The organism is Thalassospira sp. NFXS8 (assembly GCF_040148805.1).
Taxonomy (GTDB): Bacteria; Pseudomonadota; Alphaproteobacteria; order Rhodospirillales; family Thalassospiraceae; genus Thalassospira.
This window is the reverse complement of sequence record NZ_JAGEMF010000001.1, coordinates 141,248-161,490: the sequence shown is the minus strand read 5'-3', so window position 1 is coordinate 161,490 and position 20,243 is coordinate 141,248. Positions and strand designations below refer to the sequence as shown.

The window sequence follows — 20,243 nt, the reverse complement described above, 5'->3', positions numbered from 1 at the left end:
CACCAATATAACAAACCGGTCAAAGAACTTTGCTAGTGCTAGTCCTAGCGCAGACCCAGACCGAAAAAATAAACAAGTACAAAGGCAACAGGCAAAACCGAAAGCATTCCATCGGCCCGGTCCAGAAAACCACCATGACCAGGAATTAAATTGCTGCTGTCTTTCACACCAAATCGACGTTTAAGGGCCGATTCCGCCAGATCACCAATTTGGGCAACAATCGCCAGCACGGCACTGGCAAACGTTATGGCCCAGATAGCTGCACCGCCGCTGAAATGAACAATCAGACCACCAATAATTGCGGCACAAATCATTCCCCCAACCAAACCCGCCCAGGTTTTTTTCGGACTAAACCTAGGAGCCAGTTTGGGGCCACCAATTGCACGACCAAATGCATATGCGCCTGTATCGGTCGCCCATACAATCAAAAACAGCCACATGATCAGCAACAGGCCATCCTGATGCCACACCCGCAACCACTGTACGGCAAGGGCAGTAAGCGGAATAAAGACACATCCGACCGAAACCAGCAACCGTTCACGCCCGCACAGCGCGACCACGACAAGAGCCGTCACAGCAACTGGTATAAGCACCAATATTTGAGGCGCAAGAAACTGCGCATACATAGCAATGGCAAGACCAAAACCAGAAACAGCAGCCAAAGGCAAGGCACGATCAGGCGCGCACATGCGCAACCATTCCCAGGTCATGGCGGCGCTAAAAACAAAAATCAGCATCCCAAACCAAGGTGAGCCGAACCACACCGCGGCAACAGCAACAGGGGCCATCACCAGAGCCGATGCAATGCGCAACCCCAGACCGGATTTCGGTGGAACACTTACTTCAGAGGACTGCGCCAAAACGCCGCTCCCGCCCGGCAAAATTTTCTATTGCCTGTTCCAGATGTTGCCGGTCAAAATCGGGCCAAAGCACCTCGTCAAACACAAATTCGGTATAGGCCGACTGCCACAACAAAAAATTACTGATTCGCTGTTCACCACTTGTCCTGATCAACAAATCGGGGTCCGGCATACCGGCAGTTGCAAGATTTTGTTCAATCAGGTCTTCGTTTATATTGCTTTCTGACAATTCGCCCAGGGCAACCCGCCGGGCAATCTGGCGAACAGCATCCACCAGTTCAGACCTTGCACCATAACTAAGCGCAATTGTCAGTTTCAGGCGCGAATTCGAAACTGTTCGCTTTTCTGCGTTATCAAGCAATGCACGGATGTCCGGGGCAAAACGATCCCGATCACCAATAATTTTGATCTGAACACCATTTTTATCCAGAGCACCCAGCTCACGCTTGATAAACAGACGTAGCAGCCCCATCAGATCACTGACTTCACCTTCCGGGCGCTTCCAGTTTTCCGTCGAGAAACCGTAAAGTGTCAGATATTCAATGCCTATTTCGGCAGCAGCCTGCACAGTACGCCGAACGGCTTCGACACCGGCTCGATGTCCGGCTGTCCTGGGCTTTCCACGCGCACGTGCCCAACGCCCGTTGCCATCCATAATGATGGCAACATGGCGCGGAACAATTTGGTCGCCAGACGGCTTAAGGTTCGATGCCAGAACAGTCATGGTCAGACTTGCATGATTTCCTGTTCTTTATGGGCCAGAGCTTCGTCGATATCGGCAATCACCTTATCGGTCAGCTTCTGAATTTCTTTTTCCTCGGAACGCAATGTGTCTTCGGAAATGATGCTGTCTTTTTCCCATTTCTTCAGCTGATCCATGCCGTCACGACGCACGTTACGCACAGAAATACGGGCCTGCTCGGAATACTTACCGGCAACCTTGCTAAGATCAGCACGACGTTCTTCGTTCAGAGCAGGAATCGGCACCCGAACAAGTGTACCATCGGCAGCCGGGTTCAAACCAAGACCGGAATTACGAATGGCCTTTTCAACCGACTTAACCATCGTTTTGTCCCAAACCTGAACCGACAGCATCCGCGATTCAGGAACACTGACCGAACCAACCTGGTTAAGCGGCGTCATCGTCCCGTAGGCTTCAACCATGACCGGGTCGAGAAGGCTAACACTGGCGCGGCCGGTACGCAGACCGGTGAATTCCTTGTGCAACACTTCAAGAGCCCCTTCCATACGGCGGGACAGGTCTTTTTTTAGGCCAGCAACGTCAGACACCTTCAGTCTCCATTCGAAATAATCGTAAACGTACCTTTTGCACAAACAACGTCGGCAAAAGCGCCCGGATTATGCAAAGAAAATACGATTACGGGAATATCATTTTCACGCGCCAAAGAAATAGCGGAAGCATCCATAACACGCAAATCTTTCGCAAGTACATCCATATATGTCAGTGAGTCATAACGAACTGCATCAGGATGGGTTTTAGGGTCCGCAGTGTAAACGCCATCAACCTGCGTTCCCTTTAACAGGGCATCGCATCCCATTTCAACCGCGCGCAAGGCCGCTGCGGTATCGGTGGTAAAAAACGGGTTGCCCGTGCCTGCTGCGAAAATAACCACCCGGCCCTTTTCCATATGCCGCACGGCACGGCGCCGAATATAGGGCTCACACACTGATGACATCGGAATGGCTGATTGCACACGGGTTTGAACCCCGTGGCGCTCAAGCGCGTTCTGAACCGCCAGGGCATTCATAATGGTAGCAAGCATGCCCATGTAATCAGCTGTGGCACGTTCCATGCCCTGCGACGCACCCTTCACACCGCGAAAGATGTTTCCGCCACCAATCACCATGCAGACTTCAGCCCCCATGTCATGAACGATCTTGATCTCGCTGGCGATCCGATCAACGGTATCGGGGTCAAGACCGTATTGTTGTTTGCCCAGCAAGCCTTCGCCAGACAATTTCAACAGCACACGACGAAACTTCAACGGGCCGTTTTCTGCCATATCCAGATGCCTCTCAACGCTGATTTGTGCCACCATTCAAGCAGGTAGCAAACTTCAGATATAAAAAGACCGGCGAGCAACAGGGTGTTAGCACTCTGAAGACCCCGCCGGCCTGGATCATACACGAATTGATACTTTCCGCATCAATTCGATAAGACATCTTATTTCTTCAACTGCTCAGCAACTTCGGCAGCGAAGTCTTTTTCTTCTTTTTCGATCCCGTCGCCGAGTTCAAAGCGCAGGAAGCCCTTAAGGGTAATCGCGGCACCAGCGTCTTTCGCTGCTTTCTCGATTACGGCTTTAACCTGGCTTTCACCGTCGATGACAAAGGTCTGTTCCAGCAGCACAACCTGTTCGTAATATTTACGAATACGGCCTTCGATCATCTTGGCAATGATTTCATCCGGGCGGCCAGATTCTTTAGCCTGATCGGTCAGAACAGCTTTTTCGCGCTCAACCAGTTCCGGGTCAAGATCAGCAACAGTTGCCGATGCCGGGTTGGTGGCGGCAATGTGCATCGCAATCTGCTTGCCAAGGCCTTCCAGAACAGCGGTGTCAGCTTCGGATTCCAAAGCAACAAGAACGCCAATCCGGCCCAGATCGGAAGCGATTGAAGAGTGAACGTAAGATGCGACAAGACCTTTTTCGACCGAAATCGAAGCAACGCGACGCAGGTTCATGTTTTCGCCGATTTTGGCGATCATGTGGGTAACCTGTTCTTCGACATTGCGTGACGTCCCCGGGAACGGGGTTGCCTTCAGGGTTTCGATGTCACCATTGGCAACAACACCCAGCTTTGCAATTTCGGAAACAAACGTCTGAAAGTCTTCGTTGCGCGATACAAAGTCGGTTTCGGCGTTCAACTCGACAACGGCACCGGCAGTACCATTAACAGCAACACCAACCAGACCTTCGGCAGCAACGCGGCCTGCTTTCTTGGCAGCAGCAGCAAGACCCTTGGTGCGCAGCCAGTCAACAGCGGCATCAATATTGCCGTCGGTTTCGGACAGCGCTTTTTTGCAGTCCATCATGCCGGCGCCGGTAGTTTCGCGAAGCTCTTTCACGAGAGCAGCGGTAATAGCCATTTTTTAAGCCCCTATTACGCGATCAAGTGGATAACACCTAAAGAAACGGCGGCATGATAGCCGCCGGATCCCCAGATATAAAATGAAATTTAAGCGGAAGCAGCCTGATCGGCGGCTTCGGCAGCAGCAGCTTCCTGCGCCGGGAGTTCTTCGGCTTCGCCGAGATCTGCACCCGAAGCAGTCATTTCTGCCTGGATACCGTCAAGAACGGCACCAACAAACAGGTCAGAATAAAGCTGAATTGCGCGGATCGCGTCGTCGTTACCCGGGATCGGGTACTGAACGTCTTGCGGGTCCGAGTTGGAGTCCAGAATGGCAACAACCGGAATATGCAGGTTGCGTGCTTCATGGATTGCCAACGCTTCTTTGTTGGTATCAACCACGACGATGATGTCGGGCAGACCACCCATATCCTTAATGCCGCCCAGTGCGCGTTCAAGTTTGTCGCGCGAACGGGTCAGGTTCAGGATTTCTTTTTTGGTCAGGCCTTCAGCGCCGGAATTCAGGATTTCGTCCTGTTCTTTCAGGCGTTTGATCGAACCCGAAACAGTGTTCCAGTTGGTCAGCATACCGCCGAGCCAACGATGGTTCACATAGTACTGGCCGCAACGTTTTGCAGCTTCAGCAACAACCGGGGATGCCTGACGCTTGGTGCCGACAAACAGAACACGGCCACCAGCAGCAGTCACGTCGCGAACAGCCTGCATCGCACGATGCAGCATCGGAACGGTTTCCTGAAGGTTCAGGATGTGAATGTCGTTACGCGCACCAAAGATGTAAGGCTTCATCTTCGGGTTCCAGCGACGGGTGTGGTGACCAAAGTGGACGCCAGCTTCCATCAGCTGACGCATGGTAAAGGTTGGCAAAGCCATGATAATTTCCTACCGTTTTCCGGTTAATACCTCCGTGGGAAGGAATTTTGCCAAATGGCAAAACACCGGATGGACGAATACATAACTATTCGCCACGCTCCCACGTGCGATGTTCGAGGCGGGTTTTAGCGCCGCATCCCCGATATTGCAAGCGTTAAGTAGGCAACAAGCCCCACAAAAACCTGCCAAACAAAACAATCAGATTTCTTCAGCAAATTCCACACCGGGAATTGCCCCAACGGCCCCGATCAATGTAGGGCCAACCTTATAGTTATCTGTCAATTCAATTTCCGCAATACGGCCATCCGGGCACACCGAAGAAATATTGACCAGCCCCCGTCCCCGCCCTGCTTTTTCAAGCAGTTCACGAATTTCCAAAATCGGCTCGGTCCGGGTCAGACGAATGCGAATACCTTCTGCCGCACCTGTCACGGCCTGCTCCAGATCCTCGACACGTTGCCCCTGTATGCGCAACTGGCCTTCGCGGAACTCGGCCGACACAATTAACAATAACGGCTTGCCTGAATTAATCACTTCTTTATAGGCAGCCCATGCTTCGGCCCAAAAAGCTACTTCAAAACTACCTGTCGCATCAGACAGCATGACAAAGGCAAATTTGGAGCCGTTCTTTTTTGAAATCATTTCGCGGGCATTAATCAGCGTTCCGGCCAGCTTGATCGCCCCCTTATTCTGGGCACGCATCCGGGCTTCCAGCTCGGAAAACGGGGCAACACCAATACGCTGTAAACTTTTACCAAATGTATCAAGCGGATGTGCCGACAAATAAAACCCGATGGCCGAAAATTCCTCGGTCAGTTTTTCCATCGGCACCCAATCGCGGCCATCCGGCATACGGATGGTATCCTTGCCAAAACCGCTATCATCGCCAAACATGCTGATCTGGTCATTGTTGCGCGCCTGCATTTCACGCTGCGACACAGCTAATATTTTATCGACATTCTCATACATCACGCGGCGATTATCATGCAGGCAATCAAGAGCCCCGGCACGGACCAGGTTTTCAAGCAATCGCTTGTTTAACGCCTTGCTATCAATCCGGGATGCAAAATCGGTTAAATCCTTAAACGCACCATTCGCCTCGCGCGAGGCAACGAGGCTTTCCATTGCCGCATCCCCCACATTGCGTACCGCAGCCAGCGCATACCGAATTTTGCGCACGCCACCCTGGTTTTCAACCGTAAAGGCAACGCCGGAATTATTAATACACGGCGGCAATATCTCGATACCAAGCCGCTCAATTTCCTGTTTGAAAATTGCCAGCTTGTCAGTGTTGTGCATATCAAGCGTCATCAGTGCGGCCATAAATTCGACCGGATAATTCGCTTTTAAATAGGCTGTTTGATACGCCACCAGCGCATAGGCTGCCGCGTGCGATTTGTTAAAGCCATAGGATGCGAACTTGGCAACCTGGTCAAAAATGTCCGATGCCTGCTGACGATCAACATTGTTTTTTTCCGCACCATCCACAAACAGCGAACGCTGCTTTTCCATTTCCTCGGCAATTTTTTTACCCATGGCCCGGCGCAGCAAATCTGCGCCGCCCAGGGAATAACCCGACATCAACTGGGCCAGCTGCATGACCTGTTCCTGATAGATCATGATGCCATAGGTTTCTTCAAGGATCGGCTTTAGCATCGGGTGCATATAGTCGGGTTCTTCGCGCCCGTGCTTACGGGCAATGTAATAGGGAATATTGTCCATCGGCCCCGGACGATACAACGCCACCACAGCGATAATATCTTCCAGCGTATCGGGCTTAAGGCCGCGCAATACGTCTTGCATGCCCTGGGATTCAAGCTGGAACACGCCGACGGTTTCAGCCGCAGACAACAACTTAAAAGATGGGCGATCGTCAAGCGGAATTGCGCTGATATCAAAGTCTTGTGGAACGTCCTTACGTTGACGCATCAAATTAACGGCTTCAATAATCACCGTCAGGGTTTTCAAACCCAAAAAGTCAAACTTGACCAGCCCGGCATTTTCAACAAACTTCATGTTGAACTGCGTTACCGGCATATCTGATCGGGGGTCGCGATAAAGCGGCACCAGTTCATCAAGGTCGCGGTCACCAATCACCACACCGGCAGCATGTGTAGACGAATTCCGGTAAAGCCCTTCGATCTGCATGGCTATGGTTAGCAAACGGTCAATATCGGGATCTTCACGCGCAATACGGCGCAGATCGGGCTCCATATCAATCGCTTCTTTCAGCGGGATAGGTTTGGCCGGATCACCGGGGATCATTTTACAGATTTTATCAACATAACCATACGGAATGCTCAGCACACGGCCCACATCGCGCACAGCCGCCTTGGCCTGCAATTTACCAAAGGTAATAATCTGTGCGACGCGATCATAACCATATTTATGTTGCACATATTCAATAACTTCGCCGCGCCGATCCTGACAAAAATCGACGTCAAAGTCCGGCATCGACACGCGTTCCGGATTAAGGAAACGTTCAAACAGCAATGAAAAACGCAATGGATCCAGATCGGTAATCAGCAAGGCATAAGCCACAAGCGACCCTGCCCCGGACCCACGGCCTGGACCCACAGGAATTTCATGTTCCTTGGCCCACTGAATGAAATCGGCAACGATCAGGAAGTAACCAGGGAACCCCATCTGGTTAATAATACCCAGTTCATATTCAAGGCGCGCATTATAGGGTTCCGCGACCTTCTGTTTTTCCGCCTCGGTCATATCAGCGGTATAAACATATTTATCCAGTCGCGCCTGCAGGCCATCAAAGGATTTATGGCGCAATTCATCCACTTCCGTCCGGCCTTCACCGCAGTCAAACGGTGGCAAAATCGGATCGATTTTTTCAACATGCCAGGCACAGCGATGAGCAATAACCAGCGTATTGTCGCAAGCCTCGGGAAGGTCGGCAAACAACGCGCGCATTTCTTCGGCGGTTTTAAAACGGTGGTTTGGTGTCAATCGCCAGCGATCATCCTGGCCCACAACGGCACCTTGCCCGATACAAATGAACACGTCATGGGCTTCATACATCTCTGCGCGTGGAAAATAACAATCATTGGTCGCCACCAGCGGCACATCATGATCATAGGCCAGGTCGATCAGGCGAGGCTCAACCAATTCTTCCGACGCCAGGCCGTGACGTTGAATTTCAATATAAAGCCGATCATCATAGATCTCTTTCAGGCGCTTTAGACAATCAACCGCCTTGCTTTGCTGTTCTTCACTTAACAATCGTGCCAATGGGCCGGATGGGCCACCGGTCAGGCAAATGACACCGTCACAATGTTCAGCCAAATGATCAAGCCGCACCTTTGGCGTACTACCTGCTTCAGTCGTCATGTGGGCACGCGACACAATTTTCAGCAGGTTAAAGTAACCGGTTTTGTTTTGTGCCAGCAAAACAAGTTCATCGGGGTCCGGTTCCCGGCCTGCTTTCCCCAAAACAACTTCGGTGCCGAAACGTTCAATACCAACCTGTACACCCAGTATTGGCTGAATACCGGCACCACTGGCAGCCCCGGCAAAATCCAGCGCCCCAAACATATTGTTGGTATCTGTCATGGCGACAGCAGGTTGATTGTCAGCCGCGCACAGCTTTGCCAGTTCTTTTGTCGTAATCGCCCCTTCGGCCAACGAATAGTTGGTATGAACGCGCAGATGGATGAAACCACTTTCCATTGCAGGGGACCTCGATAAAAAAGCACAACAACAAAGACCAAGGGCGCCACAAGGGCGCCCGCCGATCATACATTTATAGGAACCGAAACCCGATTATGAAAGTGTTTCCGGATCAATTTCGACAAGGTGACCATCGCGCAACGTAATGATACGGTCCATCTGCCGGGCCAGTTCCGGGTTATGCGTTGCAATTAACGACGCCAACCCCGTTTGACGCACCAGCGACACCAGCATACCAAAAACATTATCCGCCGTTTGCGGGTCCAGGTTACCTGTTGGTTCATCCGCAAATAACACATCGGGCACATTGGCAAGCGCCCGGGCAACAGCAACACGTTGCTGTTCCCCACCTGACAAGCGTGCGGGGCGATGTTGCGCACGGGCTTCAATACCCAGGCATTGCAACAGCTCCATCGCACGAACTTCGGCATCCTTGCGTTTCAGACCGGCAATCATTTGCGGAATAACCACATTTTCAAGTGCCGAAAACTCTGGCAATAAATGATGGTACTGATACACAAAGCCAATATGATTTCGGCGCATTTCGGTGCGCGCCAGATCGGACAGATCGGTACTGCGTTTTCCGCCAATCGAAACGCTTCCCGAATCCGGGCGCTCCAGCAACCCCGCGATCTGAAGCAAAGTTGATTTACCTGCGCCCGACGGACCGACAAGGGCGACAATCTCGCCTTCGTTAATTGTCAGATCAATCGCTTTTAGAACTTCAAGTTTTTCCGCCCCTTGCGAAAAAGAGCGCACAACCTTTTCAAGTTTCAGCATCGGTTTTACTTGACGCTGGGCGGCCGATTTTTTCTGCACATCATTCATACCGCAACGCCTCCACCGGATCGAGGCGCGACGCGCGCCATGCCGGGTAAATCGTTGCCAGGAACGACAATGCCAGCGACATCAGGCAGACCATGACCACTTCATTGACATCAAGATCGGCAGGCAATTGCGACAGGAAGTATATTTCAGCGTTAAACAGATCGGCACCGGTCAAGCTTTGAATAAACTGGCGGATGCTTTCGATATTTTCACAAAACACAACACCCAGCAGCAAACCACTTAACGTTCCCAACACGCCAATCGACGCACCGGTCAAAAAGAAGATCCGCAACACAGCCCCACGCGTCGCCCCCATGGTGCGCAAAATCGCAATGTCACGCCCCTTATCCTTCACCAGCATCACCATACCGGAAATGATATTAAAGGCAGCCACCAGAATAATCAGCGTCAGGATCAGGAACATCACATTACGTTCGACCTGCAAGGCATTGAAGAAATTGGAATTGGACTGTTGCCAGTTCACCAGTCGCAAATTTTCACCGCGTAAATTTTGCAGCAAATCATCCATCGTATCGGAAAGACGCGATGGATCCTTCAACACAATTTCAAAATTTGAAATCTTGCCTGACATTTGAAAATAGGTCTGTGCTGCCTGCATTGGCATAAAGATGAACCCGGAATCGTATTCATACATGCCAATATCAAACAGAGCGACCACATGGTAGGACCGCATCCGCGGGACCGACCCAAATGCCGTAACCTTGCCTTTGGGCGAAATCAGATTAACCGTATCGCCAACACCCAGGCCCAGTTTCATCGCAAGACGTGCGCCCATAATGATCGCATCGTCGCCTTTAAAATCTTTCAGGCTGCCAAAAACGATGTTGTCAGCCAGTGTATCGCGCTTGACGATATCGTCAGGCAGCATGCCACGTACAATCGCACCGGTCGCCCGCCCGCTTTTCGAGGCCATGACCTGGCCTTCAACAATCGGATTGACCAGCGTTATATTGCCGGTTTCAACAATCTTTTTTTCAATATCGGCATAATCAGGCAAGCCGTCAGGGTTTTGTGCGTAAACCGATATATGCCCGTTCAGTCCAAGAATGCGAGACAGCAGTTCGGCACGAAAACCGTTCATCACGGACATCACGATAATCAGCGTCGCCACACCCAGCATAATGCCAAGCAACGAAAAAATCGCAATTACCGAGACAAAGCCTTCCTGCCGACGGGGACGCAGATAGCGAAACGCCACCATGCGTTCGAACGGACTGAACATAGGCACATCATCCTTGTGGAGAAGGGTTTCGTCTGAAACCCGTATGGGTCATATCAAATTTTCGTACGGGGCGGTCATCCCGCCCCGTATCCGGCATCAGATACCGATCTGGCTAAAGGCAGCCTCAAGGGTGACTTCGGAACGTTCACCGGATTTACGGTTTTTAAGTTCCACAACACCATTGGCCAACCCTTTGGGCCCAATCACGATCTGCCAGGGCAAGCCGATCAGGTCCATATCGGCAAACTTACCGCCGGCACGAATGTCACGGTCGTCATACAGCACATCAATTTTGGCATTTTTGAGTTTGCCATAAATATCTTCGCAGGCGGCATCACACGCATCGTCACCGGTGCGCAAATTGATCAGACCAACCCGGAAAGGGGCCACTTCTTCGGGCCAGATAATGCCGTTTTCATCGTGTGACGCCTCAATCAGGGCACCAACAAGACGGGACACACCAATTCCATACGACCCCATCATGACCGGCACTTCCTTGCCATCGGGGCCCAGGACAGTTGCCCCCATCGGTTCGGAATATTTGCTGCCAAAATGGAAGATATGACCAACTTCAATGCCACGCGTGGCAATCAGGTCACCACTTGCAACCGGGCAATCTTCGGCCACGTGTTTTTCGTCGGTCGCGGCATAATCTTCCAGCGTGGTCTGGACCCAGCCTTCAAGGTTGGTGCGATCATTTAAATCAACACCCTGCCCGGTCAGGTCTTTTTCCAGCCATTTCTTATCGCAGAAAACTTCGCTTTCACCGGTTTCCGCCAGAATAATAAATTCATGGCTTAAATCGCCACCAATCGGGCCTGTATCGGCAACCATCGGAATGGCCTTCACGCCCAGTCGCGAAAATGTCCGGCAATAGGCCAAAAACATTTTGTTATAGGCATGACGGGAGCTTTCGTAGTCGATGTCGAACGAATACGCATCTTTCATCAGAAATTCGCGACCCCGCATCACGCCAAAGCGCGGGCGGATCTCGTCACGGAATTTCCACTGAATATGGTACAACATCTGCGGCACCTGCTTATAGGACCGAATATCTTTACGGAAAATATCCGTAATGACTTCTTCATTGGTCGGCCCAAACAGCATGTTGCGATCATGTCGATCGGTAATGCGCAGCATTTCCAGCCCGTAATCTTCATAACGGCCGCTTTCCTGCCACAACTCGGCAGGCTGAATGGTTGGCATCAGCAGTTCGTTACAGCCAATGGCATCCTGCTCTTCACGAACAATCTGTTCGATCTTTTTGAGAACGCGATATCCCAGCGGCAGCCAGGAATAAATGCCAGCCGAAAGCTGCCGCACCATCCCGGCGCGCAACATCAACCGATGAGAAACGATCTGCGCTTCTGACGGGGTTTCTTTAAGGGTGGGCAGGAAGAACTGGGAAAGACGCATCAATGCCTCGTAATAAAGCAATCTGGGAAGGTAACAATTACCAAAAATCTTGCCCGGAACATGCGACAGCCACAGCGGAAAGGCAAGACGGAACTTGAAATTTGCCGGAATAGACCCGGACCAAAATCTAAGAAAACATCAGACCTGAACCATATAAAATTCCCTGCACGCATCTTCCAAGAGGATCAACGATACCCCGCAGCCTGACATGCTGCAATCAAATCGGCATTGTGGGCAGCATTTCCAATTGGTTTGTCATCAAAATAGACTTGACCGTTGCGATATGTAATCCGGCCAAGGTCTCCCTCGCCGCTAATTCCTGCCGGTGTCGAAATACCGGCAAATTTAAAAAAATCGATCGTGACGGGAAATTCGATCACATCCGGCAGGATAATCGGATTTGTTTCTACCCCGGGGCCTTCGGCAGGCGTTACGGCTTTGCCATTAACGTCAACGCCGGGTTGATACGCAACACCGGCATCCGGTTGATATGCCACAACAGCCTGACAGGCATCCTTGGTCACCGTCACGGTTGGGGTACTTGATGCACCCGAATCTTTTTGTGCAGAATCCGCAGCAAAAACAGGATTCATCAGCGCTGTAATTACGGCAAAAACAGGCACAAGCACCTGTAAACACGCCCTTTTAAAGCGCGAACAAACAAACAGCTTCATGGCAAAAACACCTTCTAACTATTTGACGTAACATAATTTTGTTACACAACGTTACATGCATTTGTGAAGTTTGGTCAAAACATCTTGCATAATCGTGAATTATATGGCTTTTTAACCGTCCTGAAACGACGCAAGATCGTAACGGACAGACGATCCGCAGCCGCTCATAAAATGCGGGAGGCTTTTTTGCCAATAAGCACAAAAGAAGCAGGCGCGACGTCGAATAGAAACCTGTGCCAATGAGCCCAGGTCTAGGAGGAAGTAATAAAGATAACGGGAAAACAGCTATAAAATAGCGCTAAAGCAAGATCTTAGGATCTTGCTTTTTTTTTGTTCCCGCAAGGATAATCGCCCAACAAAAAAGGAGAAATCCTTAAAGATTTTCCCTTTTTCCGACATCAGGTATATTTACTGCACCTATTTAAAGGCGTCAGCTGCCGGGCGAATATCAATCAGGCCACTGGTAATCACAAAATATGCCACGCCCCACAGAATTGCCGATATCAACGATGTCGCCAGTATTTTTTTCCACATATGCGGGTTTTGCGGCGCACCACTATCATGGCCTTTTTCAACAACTTCCTGCCGACGGACCCCAACCGGCAAGACCGTGAACAAAACCAGCCACCAAATAATTAGATAGGTGACCAAACCCGAAAACCAGCCCATGGGATATCCTTACATAAACAGTTAAGCCGACTATAAAAAAGCCGTTACCCTTTCTCAGCTTTGTTCAAGCTCAACCAGCGTGCCATTAAAATCCTTGGGATGCAAAAACAGAACCGGTTTGCCATGTGCACCGATCTTTGGTTCGCCCGTTCCAAGAATACGCGCACCTTGCGCAACTAAACGGTCACGTGCAACCAGAATATCCTCAACCTCATAACAAACATGATGAATGCCACCGGCGGTATTTTTTTCCAGAAATGCCTGGATCGGCGAATTGTCACCCAACGGATATAACAATTCAATTTTGGTATTGGGCAATTCGACAAAAACCACGCGAACGCCATGATCAGGCTCATCTTGCGGTTCGGAAACATGCGCACCCAGCACATCACGGTAAAGGCGTATGCCTTCATCCAGATCGGGAACGGCAATGGCAACATGATTTAGACGGCCAATCATCGCGGGCTCCTGATTGCATCCTGATTAAAACAGATATTGCCCCGGCCCTTTCAGGCAGATCGGGGCAATACGCATTATTCTTCGGTTACACGCATCAAATGAACTTCGATCAACGGACGTTTGCCCTGCCGCTGGCGAATGGGTCGGCGCACGGCTTGGCGAATGGCCAAAATTACTGCGGAATCGTTCAACACTTCATCATCGTCGAGCTGATCAACACGATTGCCAATTTCAGCAGCAAACCGGTTCAATTGAACGTCATCATCAGCTTCGTCAAAAAGACTGGGGGCGGTAATCATGGGCTCGCCCACCATTTCACCAAACTGATTAAGCACCACGGTCACAAACATCACGCCATTCCACATGATGCGATTACGGTTACGAATGGTATTGGAATCCCGCTTGATCAGCCGCCCGCCATCCAGGCACAGAATACCGGTATCAACTTCCTCAATCACACTGGCAAAGCCCGGAGACAGGCGAATAACCGTGCCATCATGGGGGACCACTGTTTCAGGTATCTGGCATTCCCGTCCCAGATTGGCCTGCTCTCGCAAGTGGCGAGGTTCCCCATGAACGGGCACCAGAATTTTTGGCCGTGTCAACTGATACATGCGCGCAAGATCAGCCCGCCCCGGGTGGCCCGAAACATGAATTGGTTCGTCACGGGCGGTAATCACGTTGATCCCCCGTTTGATCAGCGAGTTCTGAATAAACCCGATCGATTTTTCGTTACCGGGAATTTCACGCGCCGAAAAGACAACCGTATCGCCGGCATCAAGCTGGATTGTCGGGTGTTCTCCCCGCGCGATGCGGGCCATTGCGGCACGGGGTTCACCTTGTGATCCGGTGCAAATCAATAACACCTGATCCTTGGGAACTTCCATCGCATCTTCATCAGATAAAAGATTGGGATACCCGGTAAGATAACCCACCTTTTTTGCCGCTTCCGTAACCCGGCGCATGGACCGGCCTGCCAGGGCAACGCAGCGTCCGTTTTCGTGTGCAGCCTCGATAATCGACTGAATACGCGCTACATTCGTGGCAAAACAGGCGATGGCAATACGACCGGTCGGGGTTTTGGCAAACAAATCTGCCAAATTACGTGCGACTTGCCCTTCCGAACCGGTTTCCCCCTGGGAAAATACATTGGTCGAGTCACAAATCAGGGCGTTCACGCCCTCATCGCCCAGGGCTTCCAGCTTCGCCATATCCGCTGCACTGCCGATTTGCGGATCGGGATCGAACTTCCAGTCGCCCGTATGCACAACCAGCCCTTTGGGGGTACGAATTGCAAGGGCGTTTGGCTCCAGTATCGAATGGGTCATGGTGACCATTTCGATATCAAATGCGCCCAGCTTAAAGCGACCGCCCAGTTCAACTTCATGAATGGGCACCTGATCAGCAAAATCGGTTTCGGCCAGTTTGGCTCGTAAAAATTCGGCGGCAAACGGCGTTGCATAAATAGGGCAACGCAAGCGCGGCCACATATAGGGAACCGCCCCAAGATGATCTTCATGCGCGTGGGTTAAAACCAGGCCCAGGAGTTTGTCTTTGCGGTCTTCGATAAAGGTCGGGTCCGGCATGACAACGTCTACGCCAGGCAAACCCTCCTCACCAAAAGAAACCCCCATATCAACCATTAACCACTGGTCATTATAGCCATAGAGATTAAGGTTCATCCCGATCTCGCCGGAACCACCCAGCGGGACAAACAGCAACTCATCCTTTGGCAAAAACAAATCCACGAAACCTCACTTTTTCGATCAAACCGATTGCATGCGTATGAAAAACCATACGCAGCCAATAACATAATTCTTTTACGCCAAATGTCCGGCTTTGTCGTTTTCCAAATTCTGACGATATATCATCAAAAGGCCCATCATCGTCAAATCACCATGCGAATGACCAATTTCGTCAATCGCGCGCGCAAATAACGGGGCCAGACCACCGGTAGCCACAACTTTCATTGCCGGTTCGTTTTGCTGATGACGAATACGCATCAACAGCCCTTCGATCATGGAAATATAGCCCCAGTAAACACCGGACTGCATAGCTTCGATTGTATTTTTGCCAACAACATTGCCGGGGGCCTCGACAGCAACCATTGGCAACTGGGCCGCCGCCATATGCAGGGCCTTAATGGATAAATTGACACCCGGTGCAATTACCCCGCCCAAATAATTGCCCTGCTCGTCAACAACATCAAAGGTCGTCGCTGTTCCGAAATCCAGCACAACCAATGGTCCCCCAAACAAACGATGTGCAGCAACAGCATTTACCAGGCGATCTGCGCCAACTTCACTGGGACGATCCATGATGATTTTCATTTTCAAATCAACATTGGGCGTCCCAACAACCATTGGCTCAACATTAAAATATTGACGACACAGGGTTTTCAAACTGAACTCGGCAGCAGGCACCACCGTAGCAATAATCGCTCCGCTAATCGCGGTACGCGGCACACCTGATAATTCAAAAAGATGATGAAGCCAGACACCCAGTTCGTCTGCTGTACGCTCAACTGTCGTAGAACAGCGCCACTGTCCTTTAATGGTATCCCCATCAAATACAGCAAAAACGATATTGGTATTTCCAGCATCTATTGCCAGCAACATGGTCGATCATGGTTCCCTGGTTAAAACGCCAGAAACGTCCCGGTCCTATATATTGGACCTGCACTTAAAGAATTACCGGATCAGCTTTTAAAAAACACTTCGCCAGCACCGATAATATGTTCAATGCCCTCTTGGTCTTTTAAAATCAACGAACCGCCGTGATCAAGCCCGACGAAAGTTCCAGCAAGGGTTCGTTCACTTAACCTGGCAACAATAGGGTCACCAAAACCATACGCACGTGCCAGCCAGCTTTCACGCACGGCATCAAAGCCATGTATGTGCCACTGGTCCAATAAATCGTCCATCCGGGAAACATAGGCAGAAATCAGATCTTCGGTACGGATCATCGCGCCCAAACTGGCAAGTGATATCGAAGGACGTTCACTATCATCAGGATGAAACGCAATATTCACCCCCGTCCCAATCACCAGATAATCGGTATCACGACCAGAGACAGAGGCACTTTCAAGCAATATACCACACAGCTTGCGCCCATCTACCATAAGGTCATTGGGCCATTTACATTGTGCAACAACCTGCCTTGCCGTGACCATATCAATGGCTTCGGCCATTGCCAGGGCCGCCAGAAATGTCAGCCGGGCCGTTTCCTGTAATGGGCCATCAGGCCGGAGCAACAATGACAAAAACAAATTGCCAACAGGCGACTTCCATTCCCGACCGCGTCGTCCCCGCCCTGCAAGTTGGCGCCGGGCCCAAATAAGGGCGCCACCAGGGGCGCCCTTATCTCCGAGGCGCTTTGCCTCTTCATTCGTGCTGTCGATGACTTCGTGGAAATGCAGAACATATCCGTTAGGAAGGCGAACGACAGGATCCGTCATATCAATGTCCGAACAGGGCAGACGCCGCCGCAGCAGCACTATCGGTTAACGGGTTCGGGAAGAACGCAAAAACCAGAATAATGATGGTAGCAACAGCCATGATCACGTTAAGTTCGGTGCCATTCCGGTCAAAACCTTCAACGGGCTCATCGAAATACATGACCTTGATAACGCGCAAATAGTAATATGCGCTAACAACCGACGTCACCAGACCAATCACTGCAAGGGTAATCAGGCCGGAATCAACCGCTGCCTTAAATACATAAAACTTACCAAAGAACCCTGCGAGCGGCGGGATACCGGCCATCGAGAACATCAGAAGCGCACTAACAGCCGCCATTAACGGTTTGGTCCGCGACAGACCTGAAAGATCGGCAATTTCTTCCACCATACGATCATGACGACGCATCGACAGGATCACGGCAAAGGTGCCGATATTCATCACCAGATAAATACCCAGATATACCAGCACAGCCTGAACACCGGCTTCGGTTCCTGCGGCAAGGCCAACAAGGGCAAAGCCGACATGGCCAATGGATGAATAAGCCATCAGACGTTTGATATTGTTCTGACGCAAAGCCGCGAACGAGCCCCAGACCATCGACAGGATGGAAACCAGAACAATGATCTGTTGCCAGTCAGCAACGACGTGGGCAAACGGCCCCAACGCTACACGCACGAACAATGCCAGACCGGCAATTTTCGGAGCAACAGCGAAAAAGGCAGTAACCGGGGTTGGGGCACCTTCGTACACATCCGGCGTCCACATGTGGAAAGGTGCAGCCGATACCTTGAAGCACAGACCGGCAAAAATAAATGCCAGACCAACCAAAGTACCTACCGACAAGCCACCATTGCTCACCGCATCGCTAATAACGGCAAAGTTGGTCGACCCGGTAAAGCCATAAACCATCGACATACCATAAAGCAGCATGCCCGATGCAATAGACCCCAGAACAAAGTATTTCAGGCCGGATTCCGTGGCGCGCACCGTGTCACGACGAATGGCCGCAACAACGTAAAGCGCAAGACTCTGCAATTCCAAGCCGACATAAAGCGACAGCATGTCGGATGCCGACACCATCGCCATCATGCCAAGGGTTGCCAGCATCAACAGAATCGGAAATTCAAATCGTGCCATCCGTTCGCGTTCAGCGAACTTCATCGACATGATCACACCAAGTGCAGAACCGATCAGGATCAGAACCTTGCAGAACCGCGCAAACGGATCAGCCAGGAACTGGCCCGAAAAAGCGGCCCCGCCCTCGCCCGTGATCACAAGGATCAGGGCGATAACCATGGCACCAACCGCGGCCCAGGAAACAGTACGGAACGAACGATCCTTGCCGGTGAAAACGCCCAGCATCAACAACGCAAGCGATGCCACGGCCATAAAAATTTCGGGCAACGCCGCCCCGAGGTTGAGCATAGAATCTCCCATGTTCATTCCCCTTAATTCGCCGCAAGCTGCGCGGCACTTGCCGCAGCGGCCTGCGCCGTTTCAACTTGGTTGACCAAATGCAGAACCGATGCATGCATGATATCGAGGAACGAGCTGGGGTAAATCCCCATCCAGAAAACAACAATAATCAGCGGTGCAAACAGCAGCCATTCACGCGGGCTCATATCGAGGATGTTTTTCAGGTTTTCCTTGGTCAGGGCCCCGAAAACGATCCGGCGATAAAGATACAGCGCATAAGCAGCCCCCAGGATCAGACCGGTAGAGGCAAAAAATGCAACCCAGGTATTGGCTTCAAATGCCCCCAGAAGGGTCATAATTTCGCCAACGAAACCACCCGTACCCGGCAAACCAACCGACGCCATGGTAAAGAACATGAACGTGACGGCATATCCCGGCATCCGGTGTACCAGCCCGCCATAGGCGTCAATCTCACGGGTATGAATGCGGTCATAAACCACACCGACACACAGGAACAAGGCCCCCGAAACCACACCGTGGCTGAGCATCTGAAAGATCGAACCCTCAAGACCGTGCTGATTAAAGGTAAAGGCACCCACGGTGACAATACCCATATGCGCGACAGAGGAATAAGCGATCAGCTTTTTCATGTCTTCCTGTGCCAGTGCCACAAGGGACGTATAGATAATGGCAACAATCGACAGGGTAAAAATCAGCGGCGCAAAGGTTTCCGATGCCAACGGCAACATCGGCAGCGAGAACCGCAAGAAGCCATAACCGCCCATTTTCAGCAACACGCCAGCCAGAATAACCGAACCTGCTGTCGGTGCTTCCACGTGGGCATCCGGCAACCAGGTGTGGACCGGCCACATCGGCACCTTGACCGCAAAGGAAGCAAAGAACGCAAGCCACATCCAAAGCTGAGCCTGATAGCTGAAGGTATGTGTCATCAGGGTTGGAATGTCGCTGGTACCGGCATCGAAATACATTGCCATCAACGCGACCAGCATCAAAACCGAACCCAGCAACGTATAAAGGAACAGCTTGAAAGCTGCATATACGCGGCGCGGCCCACCCCAGACACCAATGATGATAAACATCGGAATCAGCACACCTTCAAAGAAGATGTAGAACAGCATGGCATCAAGCGAGCTGAACATACCGACCATCATGGTTTCAAGAACCAGAAACGCGATCATGTATTCCTTGACCCGTTTCTGAACAGCTTCCCATGCGGAAAGAATGCAGATCGGGGTCAGGAACGTTGCGAGGATAACAAACAGAACCGAAATACCATCGACGCCCATGTGATAGGACACATTAAGGCCCGGCATCCATTCCGCCTTTTCGACGAACTGGAAATTTGCGGTTGTTGTATCAAAGTTGATCCACAGCATCAGTGATGCCAGGAAAGTAAATCCAGACGTCCACAGCGCGACCCAGCGCGAGTTGCGGGCGACATTCGCTTCTTCACCGCGGATCAGGAGGATAAAAAATGCCCCCAATAGCGGTAAAAAAGTGATGATCGAAAGAATTGGCCATTCACTCATCG

General features: G+C 51.2%; 18 protein-coding genes. All 18 read right to left on the bottom strand.

Annotated elements, in window-relative coordinates; translation table 11 throughout:
- Positions 1–44 precede the first annotated feature (44 nt).
- Entirely contained in the window at positions 45–860 is an 816-nt protein-coding gene (locus tag J4E05_RS00720; RefSeq protein WP_349591686.1) for a phosphatidate cytidylyltransferase, read from the bottom strand.
- Entirely contained in the window at positions 844–1,584 is a 741-nt protein-coding gene (locus J4E05_RS00715) for an isoprenyl transferase (protein ID WP_085592118.1), read from the bottom strand. Before J4E05_RS00715 ends, J4E05_RS00720 begins: the two co-directional genes overlap by 17 nt.
- 2 nt (positions 1,585–1,586) lie before the next feature.
- Entirely contained in the window at positions 1,587–2,150 is a 564-nt protein-coding gene (gene frr, locus J4E05_RS00710) for a ribosome recycling factor (protein ID WP_085592116.1), read from the bottom strand.
- 2 nt (positions 2,151–2,152) lie between these two features.
- On the bottom strand, positions 2,153–2,884 hold the full coding sequence (gene pyrH, locus J4E05_RS00705; protein ID WP_085592114.1) for a UMP kinase: 732 nt from the start codon (positions 2,882–2,884) through the stop codon (positions 2,153–2,155).
- Positions 2,885–3,045: 161 nt separating this feature from the next.
- Positions 3,046–3,969: a translation elongation factor Ts gene (tsf, locus tag J4E05_RS00700; protein ID WP_349591684.1), complete on the bottom strand. Its 924-nt coding sequence runs from the start codon at positions 3,967–3,969 to the stop codon at positions 3,046–3,048.
- 89 nt (positions 3,970–4,058) lie between these two features.
- A complete protein-coding gene (rpsB, locus tag J4E05_RS00695; RefSeq protein ID WP_085592111.1) occupies positions 4,059–4,841 on the bottom strand; it encodes a 30S ribosomal protein S2 in 783 nt (260 codons plus the stop codon).
- A 198-nt stretch (positions 4,842–5,039) separates the two neighbouring features.
- Positions 5,040–8,525, bottom strand: a complete 3,486-nt coding sequence (gene dnaE, locus J4E05_RS00690; RefSeq protein ID WP_349591682.1) for a DNA polymerase III subunit alpha — start codon at positions 8,523–8,525, stop codon at positions 5,040–5,042.
- A 93-nt stretch (positions 8,526–8,618) separates the two neighbouring features.
- Complete coding sequence (locus tag J4E05_RS00685) at positions 8,619–9,353, bottom strand: ABC transporter ATP-binding protein (RefSeq protein WP_085592108.1); 735 nt, start codon at positions 9,351–9,353, stop codon at positions 8,619–8,621.
- Positions 9,346–10,596, bottom strand: coding sequence for a lipoprotein-releasing ABC transporter permease subunit (locus J4E05_RS00680; RefSeq protein WP_349591680.1), 1,251 nt, complete (start codon positions 10,594–10,596; stop codon positions 9,346–9,348). Before J4E05_RS00680 ends, J4E05_RS00685 begins: the two co-directional genes overlap by 8 nt.
- Positions 10,597–10,692: 96 nt before the next feature.
- On the bottom strand, positions 10,693–12,012 hold the full coding sequence (gene proS / locus J4E05_RS00675; protein ID WP_349591678.1) for a proline--tRNA ligase: 1,320 nt from the start codon (positions 12,010–12,012) through the stop codon (positions 10,693–10,695).
- Positions 12,013–12,197: 185 nt separating this feature from the next.
- Positions 12,198–12,686, bottom strand: a complete 489-nt coding sequence (locus J4E05_RS00670) for a hypothetical protein (RefSeq protein ID WP_349591676.1) — start codon at positions 12,684–12,686, stop codon at positions 12,198–12,200.
- 417 nt (positions 12,687–13,103) lie between these two features.
- Entirely contained in the window at positions 13,104–13,355 is a 252-nt protein-coding gene (locus tag J4E05_RS00665) for a DUF1467 family protein (RefSeq protein WP_085592101.1), read from the bottom strand.
- Positions 13,356–13,409: 54 nt separating this feature from the next.
- Positions 13,410–13,814: a methylmalonyl-CoA epimerase gene (gene mce / locus J4E05_RS00660; protein ID WP_349591674.1), complete on the bottom strand. Its 405-nt coding sequence runs from the start codon at positions 13,812–13,814 to the stop codon at positions 13,410–13,412.
- 74 nt (positions 13,815–13,888) lie between these two features.
- Positions 13,889–15,562 (bottom strand): ribonuclease J, encoded by a 1,674-nt coding sequence (locus J4E05_RS00655; RefSeq protein ID WP_349591673.1) that lies wholly within the window; start codon positions 15,560–15,562, stop codon positions 13,889–13,891.
- 72 nt (positions 15,563–15,634) lie between these two features.
- Positions 15,635–16,432, bottom strand: coding sequence for a type III pantothenate kinase (locus J4E05_RS00650; RefSeq protein ID WP_349591671.1), 798 nt, complete (start codon positions 16,430–16,432; stop codon positions 15,635–15,637).
- A gap of 80 nt (positions 16,433–16,512) precedes the next feature.
- The gene (locus tag J4E05_RS00645) at positions 16,513–17,271 is read right to left on the bottom strand and encodes a biotin--[acetyl-CoA-carboxylase] ligase (protein ID WP_349591669.1); all 759 of its coding nucleotides are present in this window, start codon (positions 17,269–17,271) and stop codon (positions 16,513–16,515) included.
- A 1-nt stretch (position 17,272) separates the two neighbouring features.
- Positions 17,273–18,712, bottom strand: coding sequence for an NADH-quinone oxidoreductase subunit NuoN (nuoN, locus tag J4E05_RS00640; RefSeq protein ID WP_371455678.1), 1,440 nt, complete (start codon positions 18,710–18,712; stop codon positions 17,273–17,275).
- Between the two features lie 11 nt (positions 18,713–18,723).
- Positions 18,724–20,241, bottom strand: coding sequence for an NADH-quinone oxidoreductase subunit M (locus tag J4E05_RS00635; protein WP_085592093.1), 1,518 nt, complete (start codon positions 20,239–20,241; stop codon positions 18,724–18,726).
- Positions 20,242–20,243: the final 2 nt, after the last annotated feature.

Coding starts and splice junctions, on each gene's coding strand:
- J4E05_RS00715 (WP_085592118.1), bottom strand. CDS start 1,584: ATGACTGTTCTGGCATCGAACCTTAAGCCGTCTGGCGACCAAATTGTT.
- pyrH (WP_085592114.1), bottom strand. CDS start 2,884: ATGGCAGAAAACGGCCCGTTGAAGTTTCGTCGTGTGCTGTTGAAATTG.
- tsf (WP_349591684.1), bottom strand. CDS start 3,969: ATGGCTATTACCGCTGCTCTCGTGAAAGAGCTTCGCGAAACTACCGGC.
- rpsB (WP_085592111.1), bottom strand. CDS start 4,841: ATGGCTTTGCCAACCTTTACCATGCGTCAGCTGATGGAAGCTGGCGTC.
- dnaE (WP_349591682.1), bottom strand. CDS start 8,525: ATGGAAAGTGGTTTCATCCATCTGCGCGTTCATACCAACTATTCGTTG.
- J4E05_RS00685 (WP_085592108.1), bottom strand. CDS start 9,353: ATGAATGATGTGCAGAAAAAATCGGCCGCCCAGCGTCAAGTAAAACCG.
- J4E05_RS00680 (WP_349591680.1), bottom strand. CDS start 10,596: ATGTTCAGTCCGTTCGAACGCATGGTGGCGTTTCGCTATCTGCGTCCC.
- proS (WP_349591678.1), bottom strand. CDS start 12,012: ATGCGTCTTTCCCAGTTCTTCCTGCCCACCCTTAAAGAAACCCCGTCA.
- J4E05_RS00670 (WP_349591676.1), bottom strand. CDS start 12,686: ATGAAGCTGTTTGTTTGTTCGCGCTTTAAAAGGGCGTGTTTACAGGTG.
- J4E05_RS00665 (WP_085592101.1), bottom strand. CDS start 13,355: ATGGGCTGGTTTTCGGGTTTGGTCACCTATCTAATTATTTGGTGGCTG.
- mce (WP_349591674.1), bottom strand. CDS start 13,814: ATGATTGGCCGTCTAAATCATGTTGCCATTGCCGTTCCCGATCTGGAT.
- J4E05_RS00650 (WP_349591671.1), bottom strand. CDS start 16,432: ATGTTGCTGGCAATAGATGCTGGAAATACCAATATCGTTTTTGCTGTA.
- J4E05_RS00645 (WP_349591669.1), bottom strand. CDS start 17,271: ATGACGGATCCTGTCGTTCGCCTTCCTAACGGATATGTTCTGCATTTC.
- nuoN (WP_371455678.1), bottom strand. CDS start 18,712: ATGGGAGATTCTATGCTCAACCTCGGGGCGGCGTTGCCCGAAATTTTT.
- J4E05_RS00635 (WP_085592093.1), bottom strand. CDS start 20,241: ATGAGTGAATGGCCAATTCTTTCGATCATCACTTTTTTACCGCTATTG.